The organism is Morococcus cerebrosus, assembly GCF_022749515.1.
Classification (GTDB): Bacteria; Pseudomonadota; Gammaproteobacteria; order Burkholderiales; family Neisseriaceae; genus Neisseria; species Neisseria cerebrosa.
Genome location: NZ_CP094242.1, coordinates 1,496,723 through 1,511,096, shown reverse-complemented (window position 1 = coordinate 1,511,096; position 14,374 = coordinate 1,496,723). Strand labels below are relative to the sequence as shown.

Below are 14,374 nucleotides of genomic sequence, written 5' to 3'. Positions count from 1 at the left end.
TAAATGCAGGTGTATTGTCAACCAGTCATTTGAAAATATCAAGTAAATAATTTACAAAAACAACAAAACTGTTAAATTTTGCAACAGTCGGCTATTCATAATCCTCGATTATGCATACCGAACAAGACAAAATCGATTTCAGCGAACGCTTGAAAACCGCAATCAGGCTGGCGGGTTTGGATAATCTTTCCAATGCCAGCCTTGCCAACCGCTTTAATCTGCGCCATCCCAATCAATCCGTCAGCACGCAGGCTTTTCACCATTGGTTGGTCGGACGTTCGATTCCGACGCCCGATAAAATCGAAACGCTGGCGAAATGGCTGGATACCAGCGGAGAATGGCTGCGGCACGGGCGAATGTTGGAAGAAGGTGGGGCAGTTTCTCCGCAAGAGACGTTGTTGCTGAAATATTTCCGCGCACTGTCGCCTGAAAAGCAGGAGGCGTTGATTACTTTGCTTCATAAAGCGGAGGATTGAGTTTTCATTACAAAAAGGTCGTCTGAAAACAGAAATCCCGTTTTCAGACGACCTTTTGCCTTTATCCGTCAAACCGCTGCTGCTTCAGGTTTGGCTTTGTTTTTCTTGAATTTCAACACGGCTTCTTCTTTCGCTGCATCCCAGTCTATCCGCACGAAGCCGCCGTCGGCGAGTTTGCCGAACAGGAGTTCGTCGGCGAGCGGTTTGCGGATTTTTTCCTGAATCAGGCGGTGCATCGGGCGCGCGCCCATTTGCGGGTCGAAACCTTTTTCCGCCAGATATTTGCGCAATGCCGGCGTGAATTCGGCTTCGACTTTTTTGTCGAGGAGCTGGTGTTCGAGCTGGAGCAGGAATTTGTCCACGACTTTGGTGATGACGGGTTCGGACAAGGACGCAAACGGGATAATCGCGTCCAAGCGGTTGCGGAACTCGGGTGTTAAGAGTTTGTTGATCGCCTGCATTTCGTCGCCGCGTTCGCGCTTGGTGGTAAAGCCGAGACTGGGTCGGCTGAGGCTTTCCGCGCCTGCGTTGGTGGTCATAATCAGGATGACGTTGCGGAAATCGGCACTCTTGCCGTTGTTGTCGGTCAGTTTGCCTGCATCCATTACTTGCAGGAGGACGTTGAAAATGTCGGGGTGGGCTTTTTCGATTTCGTCCAAGAGTAATACGCAGTGCGGATGTTTGTTGGCGGCTTCGGTTAAAAGACCGCCCTGGTCAAAGCCGACATAGCCCGGCGGCGCGCCGATGAGGCGCGATACGGCGTGTGGCTCCATGTATTCGGACATGTCGAAACGTTGCAGCGGTACACCCATCGAGTAAGCAAGCTGTTTGGCAACTTCGGTTTTGCCGACGCCGGTCGGACCGGAGAAGAGGAAGCTGCCTATGGGTTTGTCGGGTAGGGCGAGGCCGGAACGCGACATTTTGACGGCGGCAACCAGCGCGTCGATGGCGTTTTCCTGACCGTAAACCATGTTTTTCAAATCGCGACCGAGGAATTGCAGCACTTGTTTGTCGTCGTTCGATACGGTTTTTTCAGGAATCCGCGCGACTTTGGCGATGACGGTTTCGATTTGCGCTTTGCCAATGACTTTTTTCTGTTTGGATTTGGGTAAAATCCGTTGCGCCGCACCTGCTTCGTCCATCACGTCGATGGCTTTGTCGGGCAGGAAACGCTCGTTGATGTAGCGGGCGGAGAGTTCGGCGGCGGCTTCGAGTGCGCCTTGCGTGTAGCGCACTTGGTGGAAGCCTTCGAACATCGGTTTCAAACCGCGCAGGATTTGCACGGTCTCGGCGACGGTGGGTTCGACCACGTCGATTTTTTGGAAGCGGCGGCTTAGGGCATGGTCTTTGTCGAAAATAGTGCGGTATTCGTCGTAGGTGGTCGCGCCGATGCAGCGCAGCGAACCTTTTGCCAGCGCCGGTTTGAGCAGGTTGGATGCGTCCATCGTGCCGCCGCTCGTGCTGCCTGCGCCGATGATGGTGTGGATTTCGTCGATAAACAAAATGGCTTGCGGGATTTTTTCGAGCTGCTTCAAGACGGATTTGACCCGAGCTTCAAAGTCGCCGCGGTATTTTGTACCCGCCAAAAGCGAACCCATATCCAGCGCGTACACTTCGGCCTCTTTGAGCGCGTCGGGAATATCGCCGTTGACGATTTGATGCGCCAAGCCTTCCGCCAGCGCAGTTTTGCCCACGCCTGCTTCGCCGACCAAAAGCGGATTGTTTTTGCGGCGGCGACAGAGGATTTGCACCAGCCGTTCCATTTCGTGCTTTCTGCCGATTAAGGGGTCGATGCGGCCGGCTTTGACTTCGGCGTTGAGGTTGACGGTGTAGTCCGACAGCGAGCCGCTTTTCGATTCGACGGGGTCATCTGAATCATTGTCGGGGTCGTCTGAAAAGCCTTTGTGTTCATCATCTTCGGTTGCGCCGTGGGCAATGCAGCGCAAAACTTCAAAGCGCGTAACCGATTGCAGCTTGAGGAAATAGACGGCGTGGCTGTCGGTTTCGCTCATCAGCGCCACCAACACATCCAAAGGCTCGACCAAGCCTTTGCCCGCCGATTGGGTATGCACCATTGCGCGCTGGATGACGCGTTGGAAGCCGAGCGTGGGCTGGGTTTCGACTGTATCCAGAAGGTGGTCGGGAATCTGCGGGGTATTTTCGGCAACGCTGGCGGCGAGCTGTTCGGACACCACTTTCAAATCCGCGCCGCAGAGCTTGAGGACGTTGGGGACGGAGGCATCTTCTTCGATTAACACCAAAAGCAGATGCTCGAGGCTGATAAATTCATAATGAGTCTTACGCGCCTCGCGGTAAAGCTGCTGCAAAATCTGTTCCAATTCGGGTGAAAGCATATTAAATCTCCTCGACAATACATTGCAGCGGATGCCCTTCGGCTTTTGCCCGCTGCATGACTTGTTGTTGTTTGGTTTGGGCGATGTCCCGTGTGTAAGTGCCGCACAAGCCTTTGCCTTCGTGATGAACTAAGAGCATCACCGCCACCGCCTGCTCCTGTCCGAGCATAAAGATTTCGGTCAGGATTTCGACGACAAATTCCATCGTGGTGTAATCGTCGTTCAGCAAAAATACGCCGTAACGTTTCGGCGGGGCGGTTTTTTGGTCGCTTAAAAGAGTATCGGATTCGTGATGTGTGTTTGGGTTGTTCATAAATATTTTGGCTTTGTGGAAGAGGGTTTGTTTTCAGACGACCTTGCTAAAGATTTAATACCTAATAAATCTATAAATATAGTGATTATAGAGTTTGATTTCAATTTCTGTTGTATTTTGGTCTGTTTCCGCCATTTTCGCACTTTTTCCCTTATATGGCTTGACGTTTTGACTTAACAAATGTAAAAAGACGGTTAAGCAGAAGCTGGCACTCGACCAAGTATATAAAGCTAGGAAGAAACGCTGAACGTTTAAGTTTGCTGTATGCCTTATTTTGCTGATTTTGTTAATTTTTAAGTATAGGAAGTTTCTAATGGCAACCGGTATCGTAAAATGGTTTAACGACGCTAAAGGTTTTGGTTTCATCACTCCTGACGAAGGCGGCGAGGATCTGTTCGCTCACTTCTCAGCGATCAACATGGATGGTTTCAAAACCCTGAAAGAAGGTCAACGCGTGTCTTTCGACGTAACCACCGGCCCTAAAGGCAAACAAGCTGCTAACATTCAGGCTGCTTAAATAAATGTACGGCTTATGCCGTAGAATAATGGCGGGATTGATTCCCCGCCATTTTTTATTGTCTATGAGAAACGGAACCTATATGGCAGAAGACACGCAAAACGCCGCCTACGAAAACGCCCTGCGGCAGTTGGACGAACTCATCACGCATCTGCGCAGCAGCGGGGAAGTGAGCTGCGCTGTTGCGGAACAAGAAGACCTGATGCTGATACGGCTTGCCGATTTGAAAATCGATCTGCGGCCGAGTGATGAAAAGGCGATAGCGGATATCGACCGGTTTTACCGCCGCCATTTAAGGGGCAAGTAAAAACAGTTTCAGGTTTTGGGAAATAAAAAATAAAAAATAAAACGGCACGCCTTGGCGTGCCGTTTTATTTTCGAGATTAAGGTTTAAGGTTGCTTGCCAGCAGCCATTCTTGAGCCTTTGTGGCATCATCGAAATATTTGGGGTGTTGGTTGGTCAAGAGGCTGGAGAGGCGCGCGCCGAGTTTGATCCAGATGTCGTCTGTAATGACGGCAACCCGGCCAAAGTCGTTTTCGTGTTGATTGAGGAATTTTATTTGTTCTACCGCCATATCGATGGTGAAGTCTTTCAGCATGGACAAATCTAAGAGTATGTCGGGCAGGTGGATTTTTTGTTTGCTTTCCAACAGGGCGGATTCGAGTTGGCGGAAGTCGTCCAGCGTAAACTCGTTGTACAACGCTACATTCAAACCATAAGACTGCTCTCGGATGGAAATCATCATGCTCTCCTTGTTTGAGGACGTTAATGTCCGGAAAACCATTTTTTAATCGCAACCGGCCGGATACCGCTCAATACGCCGCTTGCTACAATAATAATCATACCAAAGGTTTCCTGCCAAGTAACGCTATCTCCTAAAAACATTACGCCTGACAATGCGGAGAAAACGACAGTCAGGTAGGACAGTGAAGCGACAGTGAATTTGTTGCCGACTTTATAAGCGCGGGTCATGCAGAGTTGGGCGATGGTTGCGGACAGCCCGATACCTGCCAAGTAGGGTAATGTCTCGGCAGACAAGGAATGCCAGCCGGTCAGCGTCGCCCAAACCGCCGACATGGCGACGCCGGTTACCGACAGGTAAAAAACGACCCGCCAGCCCGGTTCGCCAAGCAGGGACAATTCGCGTACCTGCAAATACGCCCAGCCCGACATCGCTCCGCCAGCCAAGCCTGCCAATGCGGCAATTTCTTGTCCGCCTTTGAACGAAGGGTTTAGCAGTAGGACGACGCCGATGAAGCCGAATACCAATATTGCCTGCGTATAAAATGCAATCCGTTCTTTTAAAATCAAAAATGAGAACACGGCCAAAAAAATCGACGAGGTGTAGCTTAAGGTTACGCCTGTTGCCAGCGGCAGGTGGGTAACGGCATAAAACAGGCACAACATCGCCGCTGTGCCGATGACGCTGCGGTTGAGGTGGATTTTCCAATACCGCGTGGCAAATGTGTCTCCCCGCATTTTCGCTATGGCGGCAAGCATGACGGCTGCAAAACTCATGCGCCAGAAAACCAATTCGCCGCTGCTGAAGCCGAATTTTCCTGCTGCCGCTTTGATGCAGAGGTTCATGACGGTAAAACCGAGTGTGGCGATGATAATCCATGCGGAACCGAGCGGATCCTTAGTCGCGGTTTGGTTCATTTCGATATTAATGGATAGATGGGGCGTTCATTATAATGATATAGGGGTCTTCGGGGAATAAATATTTAAAAAGGTCGTCTGAAAAGTATATCTTGTTTTCAGACGACCTTTTGACGGATTAAAGAACATAGAAATAAATACAGAGAAACTGCGCTATGCTGCCGCCTAGAACGAATAGGTGCCAGATGCCGTGTCCGTGTTTGATTTTGGCATCATTAACAAACCAATAAATGCCTGCGCTGTATAAAATACCACCCAACGCCAGCCAAAACAGCCCGGCAAAGGGAAGGGTGCGTACCAGTGGCGATACGGCAACCAAAATCAGCCAACCCATAATGATGTAAATCATCATGGAGAGCAGCCGTTTTTCGCTTTTTCTGCCGATAGTCAGCTCTTGAATAATGCCGAAGAGTGCCAAGCCCCAGGATACGCCGAACAATGACCACCCCCAGCTGCCTTTAAGGGGTATCAGCGTAAACGGGGTATAGCTGCCCGCAATCAGCAGATAAATCATGCAGTGGTCCACTTTTTGCAAAATTGCTTTGATTTTGGGCTGAGGAATGCTGTGGTAAAGCGTGGAGCCAAGATAGAGCAGGATCAGGCAGATACCGTAGGTGAGTGCCGAGGCAAGTTGGTAGGGACCGTTTGCCTTGACAGTCATCAGCACTAATGCCGCCACTGCTAGCATCGAGCCTGCCAAATGGCTGTACGCATTGAAACGTTCACCGTGATACATAAGAGTAGTTCTCATTTCTTTAGGTGTAGAAAGTGTACGCGAAAGGCAAAGGCGGGGCTAGGATAAAAGGATAAAGATAAGTTAAGGTCGTCTGAAAAATGAACTGGCCCCCAAATCTTGGACACTCATAAAAGCCTTTTCAGGCGCTCTGTGCAAGCTGGGTTCTGTATGCGACAGGACTCAGCTTTTTCAATTTCAGACTGCAACGCTCCCGGTTGTAGTAATCCATATAGTCATCTATCTGCTTCATCAATTCGTCCACCGTCAATTCTCCTGCGTTATAGAAACACTCCGTCTTCAACACCGCAAAGAAGCTTTCCATCGGCGCATTGTCCCAGCAGTTCGCCTTTCGCGACATGCTTTGAACCATGGAATGCTCCGCAAGCAATTCCCTATATCCCGCCGTACGGTACAGCACGCCTTGGTCCGAATGAAGCATCGTTCCTTCGCCGGTCAGCCGGGGTGCGGCTTTTTCGAGCATTTCCTTCACCATTTCGCTGTTAGCATTGCGGCTCATGGCGTAGGCGACGATTTCTCGGTTGAACAGGTCCAAGATTGGCGAGAGGTACAGTTTGCCGTCCTTTCCTTTGAGTTCGGTCACGTCGGTCAGCCATTTCTCGTTGGGCTTTTCGGCTGTGAATAGGCGTTTGAGGAGGTGTTCCGATATCTCGCCCATGGCGGGATGGCGGTAGGCTTTTTTTGCCCGTATGAGGGCTTTCAGTTCCAACTGCTTCATCAACCGCGCTGCTTTTTTGCGGTTCCAATCCAATGCTGCGGCAATGCGCCTTTGTCCGTAGCGTCCTTTATGCCGTTTGTAGGTTTCGACAAGGAGGGCTTTGTCGGCCTCGTCGGGATCGGGTCGATCTTGGTGATGGTAGTAAAAGCTGCTTTTGGGCAGGTTTGCGATGTGCAGCAGGTATTTGAGCGGGTGTTGCGCCCTCAGTGTTTGGACGGTTTGGCTTTGTCCTTTTCGGTCCGCTTTTGGCTGAGGGCTTTTAACTCCTTTAGGTAGGCGACCTCTGCGCGCATATAGCACAACTCTTCGATAAGCTCCGCCTGTGTTTTTTCGTGGTCGGGTTTGTCGGCGATGAAGGGGTTTTTGCGGTGTTGGGGCATGGTTTTGGATTGGGGATGTTCGAGTGCGCCGATGCCGCCTTCTTGATAGGCGCGTATCCATCGTCGCAGGTGGGTTCGGGAGATGCCGTAGTGGTCTGCGGTACGCTGTTGGCTGCGTATATGCAGGTAGTGGAGTACGGCTTGGTATTTAAAGTGTAATGTATATTTGCTCATAAAAAAACTGCACCTTGTGAGTTGGAGGGGGGATGTCCAACTTTTGGGGTGCAGTTCAAAAAACAAATCTTGGTTACAGACGGCCTTTTGTTTTTTAAGGCTAGGTTGAATAATGATATTGATATGTTTCAATATAAAATAAAAAACTAAAGCCTTGCTGTATTAACAAGGCTTTAATCAACAACTGGCACGCCCACGGGGAATCGAACCCCGGTTACCGCCGTGAAAGGGCGATGTCCTAACCGCTAGACGATGGGCGCGGATAAATAGATTTTTGGCGCACCCGGAGCGATTCGAACGCCCGACCCTCTGGTTCGTAGCCAGATACTCTATCCAACTGAGCTACGGGTGCGATGTAAGAAAGATTGGGATTATAGGGAGGGGGTGGAATTCTGTCAAGGGTGTTGTTGGAAAATAAACAGGGAAAGTGTAAAATGCGCGGCTATTGGTTGAATTTACAGGAAAATAAAATGGAGAGCGTTTCTCGCTGGCCGTTGTTGCAGAAGGCGTTTGCCCGTTTCGGGAGGCCTGTGGTTGTGGTGGATTTGGAAACTACCGGCGGGAATCTGTATCAAGACAGGGTAACGGAAGTTGCTTTATTGCGTTTCGACGGGCAAAGCGTATGCCGTTATGAATGGCTGGTGAATCCGTGTAAGTCGATTCCTGAATTTGTCGCGCAACTGACGGGTATCAGCAATGAGATGGTGAGAACGGCTCCGTTGTTTGCGGAAATTGCTTTACAGTTGTTGCCGCTTTTACGGGGAGCCGTGGTGGTGGCGCATAACAGCCGTTTCGACTATACCTTCCTGCGCCATGAGTTTCGCCGTGCCGGTATTGATTTTGCTGCGCCTGCTTTGTGTACCGTCCAGTTGTCGCGCCGCCTTTATCCTGAGTTTTACAAACACAATTTGGACAGCATTATCGAACGGAACGCAATTGCAGTGGAAAACCGTCATCGTGCGATGACCGATGTCTTGGCTTTGAGCGATTATTTGGAACACAGCTTGCGCGAAAAGAATACAGAAGATTGGGATAATTACTGCCGGTCTTTGATGAATCCGAAAATGCTGCCAAATTGGGTAACGGATGCTTTGGCAGCGCAGATTTATGCGTTGCCGGACAGCGAAGGTGTGTTGGTCTGGTTTGACGCATTCGGCAAGGCGCAGGCGGTAGTTGCATTGGAGAAGGCGTATAGTGAAACGGCAGAAATGCTGCACGGTAAAAAAGTTCCGCTTTATTTGAAGGCTGCGGCTTCCGTGCGTTTTATTCCTGCGTTGGGCAGTCTGCATTCGGTGTGGCTGAAGGCTCAGGCGATGAGGGAATATGGTATCCGCCCGCCTGAACGAGTCGTTTCCAAGCCTACTGCATTTTCTACTGTTCGTTTTTCTCCCGACGAACACGGTGTATTGCAGGCAAGGATTGTGCCTTTGGATAATGGCAGTCGTGCTGTCCGCCCGTATGGGTTGTTCATCCATAAAAAAGCCGCCAAACGCGCGCTTAATAGTTGGGCGCTGGAAAACAGACTTTGTCCTGATGCCTTGAATATCCTGCCTGTTGCAAATGGAAAAGGTGTGCCGTGTCCTATACAGGCACTCGGGCAATGCGACTGTGCCTGCCGTACCGAGGATGGGATAGAAGCGCAAAACGGACGTGTCCGCGAATTGGCGCATTTGTTGCCCGTTGCAGACTGGGGGAGAGCGCATGAGGTAGAGATTACGGAGACGGACGGCTTATCCGGAAAAAGCATCACTTTGCGTTGTGCCGGCGGGGCGATTGCTATGCCGGACGGCTGCTGGTACTTTGATGACAGTCTGCCCGCGTTGCTGAAAATGAAATTCAGGCGGGAGCGGGAAAGCGTCAAAATTATTGCTTAATGTAATAATGGCGAAAATGGAATAAGCAGGTTTCAGACGACCTCTGATAACCTGCTTATCTTTTAATCAGGTTTGTTTTTCTCTTGGGAATCAATATGAAGTCGGATTTATACACAGCTTGTTTACATCATTGCATGTAGAAATTGTGCATTGTTCCCGTCATTGCACGTTACAATATAGGTCGTCTGAAACCGATTGTATGCCTGATAATGAATACGCCAAAAATTATTTTTTTCGATATTGATGACACGTTATACCGAAAATATACCGATACGCTGCGCCCGTCTGTTGCTAAAGCGATGGAGGCATTGAAAGCGCGGGGTATTTTGACGGCGATTGCGACGGGGAGACCGCCGGTGGCCATTCCGGGTAAGGTTAAAACCCTGATACGCGACAGCGGTATTGATATGCTGGTTACGATTAACGGGCAATATACGACGTTTCACGGGGAGGTGTTGCAGGCTTATCCGATGATTGAAGCCGAAGTGGAGCGGATGTGTGCATTTTTTGACAGTCAGTATATTGATTATGCTTTCGTAAATGATGCCGAAATTGTCGCATCGGCTGCCGGCGAAAGGGTGAAAGAAGCCTTGTCGCACATCCTGCCTGCTTTTGAAGTGGATAAAGAATATTTCCGCAAACAATCGGTTTATCAGATGCTGGTGTTTGCAGATAAAGCCCAAGAGCAGGAAATTATCGGAAAAATCCAATCCGAAGGCTTCAAATCCGTGCGTTGGCACGAGTCTGCGCTGGATATGCTGCGCCGCGAAGGTTCAAAAGCAAGAGGCATTGCACATGCAGTAGAAAAGTTGGGCATAGGCATGGAAGATGTTATGGCTTTCGGCGACAGCTTTAATGATTTGGAAATGCTCTCATCCGTCGGTTTCGGCGTGGCCATGGGAAATGGTGAGGAGGTGGCGAAGGCTGCGGCGAAATTTATTGCGCCGAGTGTAGATGAAGATGGTGTGTACAGGGCTTTGGTTGAATTGGGAATTATTGATTGATGGATAGTAGTTTTTAGAGGGGGGCGTCTGAAAAGCAGGTTTCAGAGGCCCTTTGTTGTTTTGCTATTTCAAAAATCTTTCAGAAATACCAAGCTCATTAACAGTCTTTGAGGATCTACATTATTACAATACTATTTAATATGAATATACAAAGAAAAACGGCTGCAAAAGCAGCCGCAGATTGGCATAGCTGGTAAAACAGCAATAAACAAGTATCAAGAAAAAAATAACTACATTTAATCTCAATATGATGCTAAGTCATATTTTCACGATTGCGGATTAAGCCTTGTCGTGGAATTCGTGGAATTCATATTGGTAGGACAAGTTTTTGCCTGCTTTTTTCTGCGCCAGATAATCGTCGTAAACGGTGCGGATTTCTTTGCGCAAGAGGAATAGGGCGATTAAGTTGGGGATGACCATGAAGCCGTTGAACATATCCGACAGGCTCCAAACCAAATCGACTTTGCCCAGCGTGCCCAACACGATAGCCAGCAGCACGAGCGCGCGGTAGATGCCCAAGTGTTTGCCTCTGAAGAGGAAGCGGATGTTGGACTCGCCGAAGTAGTACCAGCCGATGATGGTGGTGAAGGCGAAGAAGGTCAGGCAGACGGCGAGCAGTTGCGAACCGAAGCCGGGGAAGGCTTTGCTGAAGGCGAATTGGGTCACCGCCGCGCCTTGTTCGCCGGAAAGGTTGGCATCGGTCAGGAGGATAATCAGTGCGGTGGCGGTGCAGACCAAGATGGTGTCGATGAACACGCCGATAAATGCTGCCAAGCCTTGTTGAACAGGGTGGTTCACGTCGGCGGTTGCGTGTGCGTGCGGCGTCGAACCCATACCCGCTTCGTTGGAAAACAGCCCGCGTGCCACGCCGTAACGGACGGCTTCGCGCATACCGATACCCGCTGCGCCGCCTAAAACGGCTTCAGGATTGAAGGCGGCGGTAAAGATGTGGTTGAACATCGGTACGATGTGGTCGGAGAATTCAAACAGGATAACGACCGCGCACAAAATATAGATAATCGCCATAAACGGCACGACGAATTGGGCGATGTTGGCGATGCGGTTTACGCCGCCGACGATAATCATGCCCGCAAGGATGGCGAGGGTGATGCCCACTGCCAATGCCGGTACGTTAAAGGCGATGGTAACAGAGGAGGCGATGGAGTTTGCCTGCGTGGCGTTACCGATAAAACCCAGCGCGATAATCAGGGCGATGGAGAAGAAGCCCGATAAGAAACGCGCCGCGCCGCGCCCGATTTTCGGGGTCAGGCCGTGTGTGATGTAGAACGCGGGGCCGCCGATGTATTTGCCGTGGCTGACGACGCGGTATTTTTGCGCGAGCAGGGCTTCGGCAAAAATCGTGGACATCCCCAAAACGGCGGAAAGCCACATCCAAAAAATCGCGCCCGGCCCGCCTGCGGTAATGGCGGTTGCCACGCCGGCGACGTTGCCCGTGCCGATTTGGGCGGAGACGGCAACGGCGAGTGCTTGGAATTGCGACAAAGATTTATCGTCTTTGTCTTTTTTGGAAAACAAGCCGCCAAAGACGGATTTGAGACCTTCGCCAAATTTGGTAATCTGCGGCGCACCCAGATAGAGTGTGAAAAACAGGCCGATGCCCAAAAGGGCGTAAATCAGCAGGTAGTCCCACAGAATCAGATTGACTGCGCCCACCAGTGCAGACAATGTTTTTTCCATAATTACAAACCTTATATTGAAAAATGAACAGATGACGGCATCCGGCGGCGGTTACTCCGTTGAATGCCGTTGTGTCGGACGGCGCGGCGAGCAGGCCGGTTTCGTCCGTTTCGCCCCAAGTTGTCAACAATCCTGAAGCAGGCCTGCATGATACCGTAAACCTTTTGTGAGGCAAACGAAAAAAAGGGCCAGGTTTGGGCAAAGACAAGATTTTTGCGTTTGTCGGGCGCTATCGGCGTTTTCAGACGACCCTTTGGGCAGGATGCAGGGTCGTCTGAATATTTTAGGTATATTCAACCTATGTTAAAATGCGCCCTTTGAAAATGAGCAAGAGCCCGCCGGATAAGGCGGAAAATCGAAAGGAATCCATATATGGCAGGTCATAGCAAGTGGGCGAATATCCAGCATAAAAAAGCCCGTCAAGATGCCAAACGCGGCAAAATCTTCACCCGTCTGATTAAAGAAATCACCGTCGCAGCCCGCATGGGTGGCGGCGATCCCGGCGCCAACCCGCGCCTGCGCCTGGCTTTGGAAAAAGCCGCCGAAAACAATATGCCCAAAGACAACGTGCAACGCGCCATCGACAAAGGTACGGGCAACTTGGAAGGCGTGGAATACATCGAGTTGCGCTACGAAGGCTACGGCATCGGCGGCGCAGCACTGATGGTGGACTGCCTGACCGACAACAAAACCCGCACCGTCGCCGACGTGCGCCATGCGTTCACCAAAAACGGCGGCAACTTGGGCACCGACGGCTGCGTCGCGTTCAACTTCGTGCATCAAGGTTATTTGGTGTTCGAACCCGGCGTTGACGAAGACGCGCTGATGGAAGCCGCTCTGGAAGCCGGTGCGGAAGACGTGATTGCCAACGACGACGGCTCCATCGAAGTCATCACTGCCCCGAACGATTGGGCGGGCGTGAAAGCGGCATTGGAAGCCGCAGGCTACAAATCCGTTGACGGCGACGTCACCATGCGCGCCCAAAACGAAACCGAACTCTCCGGCGAAGACGCCGTCAAAATGCAGAAACTGATTGACGCGCTGGAAGATTTGGACGACGTACAGGACGTTTACACCTCCGCGGTTTTGAATCTGGATTAATCGGAAAGATTGAAAGCAGACCTGATGGGTCTGCTTTTTTGTTTCTGAGATTTTTGGTGGGTTGTTTGTTGAAATCTTTAATGGTTCGCGGGAGTAGCCCGCGCTACAAGAGTTGTTTATAACGTAAAAGCCGTAGCGTGGGTTTTACCCACGAAAATAATTGTCGGACAGGTCGTCTGAAATCTTTTGAGTGGCTCGTGGGCAAAGCCCACGCCACGCGGTCTGTTGGCAACACAAGTGCCGTAGCGTGGACTCCGTCCACGAAAACAATAGGCTCAAAGGTCGTCTGAAAATTTAAAATTGCAGTATCTAAAAACTTTTAGGCTAGGGAACTATCTATAAGTGGAGCTGCTTGAAGATTCCGTTTTGCTGTTTTAAAATGAAGGATTGTTACGTTATATCAATTACAGAGAGAAAAACATGAAACATTGGAAACTCAGCGTCATCGCTGCATTAATGTCCGGCGCAGTTTACGCAGCACCGATGAACGTCGTTACCAGCTTCAGCATTTTGGGCGATGTTGCCAAACAAATCGGCGGTGACCGTGTTGCCGTACAAAATTTGGTCGGTGCCAACCAAGACTCCCACGCCTACCACATGACCAGCGGCGACATCAAAAAAATCCGTGGTGCAAAATTAATCCTGCTCAACGGCTTGGGTTTGGAAGCGGCTGATGTTCAGCGCGCCGTCAAACAAAGCAAAGTCCCTTTCGCCGAAGCAACCAAAGGCATACAGGCGCTTAAAGCCGAAGAAGGCGGCCACCATCATCATGACCACGGCCACGAAGGCCACCACCACGACCACGGCGAATTCGACCCGCACGTCTGGAACGACCCCGTCTTGATGACGACCTACGCCCAAAACGTCGCCAACGCCCTGATTCAGGCAGACCCCGAAGGCAAAACCTATTACCAACAACGTTTGGGCAACTACCAAGTGCAACTGAAAAAACTGCACAGCGACGCTCAAACCGCCTTTAACGCCGTTCCCGCCGCCAAGCGCAAAGTCCTGACCGGACATGACGCTTTCTCCTACATGGGCAAACGCTACAATATCGAGTTCATCGCCCCGCAAGGCGTGAGCAGCGAAGCCGAGCCGTCCGCCAAACAAGTCGCTTCCATCATCCGCCAAATCAAACGCGAAGGCATCAAAGCCGTGTTCACCGAAAACATCAAAGACACGCGCATGGTTGACCGCATCGCCAAAGAAACCGGCGTCAACGTCAGCGGCAAACTCTACTCCGACGCACTCGGCGGTGCACCCGCCAACAGCTATATCGGCATGTACCGCTACAACGTCAAAGCCTTGACCGACGCGATGAAGAAATAAAACCGTTTGATTGGTTTGAATT

General features: G+C 50.7%; 15 protein-coding genes and 2 tRNA genes. 7 read left to right on the top strand and 10 right to left on the bottom strand.

The features are described 5' to 3' along the window. Nucleotides 1-110 precede the first annotated feature (110 nt). Nucleotides 111-476, top strand: coding sequence for a transcriptional regulator (locus MON37_RS07075; protein ID WP_039405391.1), 366 nt, complete (start codon nucleotides 111-113; stop codon nucleotides 474-476). A gap of 68 nt (nucleotides 477-544) precedes the next feature. Here the strand turns inward: MON37_RS07075 and clpA are convergent, their stop codons facing one another. Beyond that, nucleotides 545-2,830 carry an ATP-dependent Clp protease ATP-binding subunit ClpA gene (clpA, locus tag MON37_RS07070; protein ID WP_039405393.1) on the bottom strand — a complete coding sequence of 762 codons (2,286 nt, stop codon included), beginning with the start codon at nucleotides 2,828-2,830 and terminating at the stop codon, nucleotides 545-547. Nucleotide 2,831: 1 nt separating this feature from the next. Beyond that, nucleotides 2,832-3,143 (bottom strand): ATP-dependent Clp protease adapter ClpS, encoded by a 312-nt coding sequence (gene clpS, locus MON37_RS07065; protein ID WP_003755322.1) that lies wholly within the window; start codon nucleotides 3,141-3,143, stop codon nucleotides 2,832-2,834. Nucleotides 3,144-3,456: 313 nt separating this feature from the next. On the opposite strand from clpS, the gene MON37_RS07060 reads away from it, so the two are divergent. Further along, on the top strand, nucleotides 3,457-3,660 hold the full coding sequence (locus MON37_RS07060) for a cold-shock protein (RefSeq protein WP_003682902.1): 204 nt from the start codon (nucleotides 3,457-3,459) through the stop codon (nucleotides 3,658-3,660). Nucleotides 3,661-3,742: 82 nt separating this feature from the next. Then, nucleotides 3,743-3,967: a hypothetical protein gene (locus MON37_RS07055; protein ID WP_039405402.1), complete on the top strand. Its 225-nt coding sequence runs from the start codon at nucleotides 3,743-3,745 to the stop codon at nucleotides 3,965-3,967. 76 nt (nucleotides 3,968-4,043) lie between these two features. Here the strand turns inward: MON37_RS07055 and MON37_RS07050 are convergent, their stop codons facing one another. The 7 genes from MON37_RS07050 to MON37_RS07020 form a co-directional block, all read right to left on the bottom strand. Then, entirely contained in the window at nucleotides 4,044-4,403 is a 360-nt protein-coding gene (locus tag MON37_RS07050) for a SpoIIAA family protein (RefSeq protein ID WP_016687463.1), read from the bottom strand. Between the two features lie 23 nt (nucleotides 4,404-4,426). After that, nucleotides 4,427-5,320: a DMT family transporter gene (locus tag MON37_RS07045; protein ID WP_039405406.1), complete on the bottom strand. Its 894-nt coding sequence runs from the start codon at nucleotides 5,318-5,320 to the stop codon at nucleotides 4,427-4,429. Nucleotides 5,321-5,438: 118 nt separating this feature from the next. Next, on the bottom strand, nucleotides 5,439-6,056 hold the full coding sequence (gene trhA, locus MON37_RS07040; RefSeq protein WP_039405409.1) for a PAQR family membrane homeostasis protein TrhA: 618 nt from the start codon (nucleotides 6,054-6,056) through the stop codon (nucleotides 5,439-5,441). 139 nt (nucleotides 6,057-6,195) lie between these two features. After that, nucleotides 6,196-7,092 (bottom strand): IS3 family transposase, encoded by an 897-nt coding sequence (locus tag MON37_RS07035; RefSeq protein ID WP_242883576.1) that lies wholly within the window; start codon nucleotides 7,090-7,092, stop codon nucleotides 6,196-6,198. Next, nucleotides 6,996-7,346: a helix-turn-helix domain-containing protein gene (locus MON37_RS07030; protein ID WP_242883573.1), complete on the bottom strand. Its 351-nt coding sequence runs from the start codon at nucleotides 7,344-7,346 to the stop codon at nucleotides 6,996-6,998. The genes MON37_RS07035 and MON37_RS07030 overlap by 97 nt, the downstream gene beginning before the upstream one ends. Before the next feature lie 185 nt (nucleotides 7,347-7,531). Beyond that, nucleotides 7,532-7,606, bottom strand: a tRNA-Glu gene (locus MON37_RS07025). A gap of 15 nt (nucleotides 7,607-7,621) precedes the next feature. Further along, nucleotides 7,622-7,698, bottom strand: a tRNA-Arg gene (locus MON37_RS07020). 118 nt (nucleotides 7,699-7,816) lie between these two features. On the opposite strand from MON37_RS07020, the gene MON37_RS07015 reads away from it, so the two are divergent. Together MON37_RS07015 and MON37_RS07010 are read left to right on the top strand one after the other, a co-directional pair. Beyond that, complete coding sequence (locus tag MON37_RS07015; protein ID WP_039406625.1) at nucleotides 7,817-9,220, top strand: 3'-5' exonuclease family protein; 1,404 nt, start codon at nucleotides 7,817-7,819, stop codon at nucleotides 9,218-9,220. A 209-nt stretch (nucleotides 9,221-9,429) separates the two neighbouring features. After that, nucleotides 9,430-10,224 (top strand): Cof-type HAD-IIB family hydrolase, encoded by a 795-nt coding sequence (locus tag MON37_RS07010; protein ID WP_039406623.1) that lies wholly within the window; start codon nucleotides 9,430-9,432, stop codon nucleotides 10,222-10,224. Nucleotides 10,225-10,503: 279 nt separating this feature from the next. On the opposite strand, the gene MON37_RS07005 is transcribed toward MON37_RS07010, so the two are convergent. Continuing rightward, entirely contained in the window at nucleotides 10,504-11,922 is a 1,419-nt protein-coding gene (locus tag MON37_RS07005) for an alanine/glycine:cation symporter family protein (protein WP_039406620.1), read from the bottom strand. A gap of 372 nt (nucleotides 11,923-12,294) precedes the next feature. Between MON37_RS07005 and MON37_RS07000 the strand changes: the two genes are divergently transcribed. Both MON37_RS07000 and MON37_RS06995 read left to right on the top strand, forming a co-directional pair. Further along, nucleotides 12,295-13,023, top strand: coding sequence for a YebC/PmpR family DNA-binding transcriptional regulator (locus MON37_RS07000; protein ID WP_003776493.1), 729 nt, complete (start codon nucleotides 12,295-12,297; stop codon nucleotides 13,021-13,023). Nucleotides 13,024-13,443: 420 nt separating this feature from the next. Continuing rightward, nucleotides 13,444-14,352, top strand: a complete 909-nt coding sequence (locus MON37_RS06995; RefSeq protein WP_039406618.1) for a metal ABC transporter solute-binding protein, Zn/Mn family — start codon at nucleotides 13,444-13,446, stop codon at nucleotides 14,350-14,352. Nucleotides 14,353-14,374 lie beyond the last annotated feature (22 nt).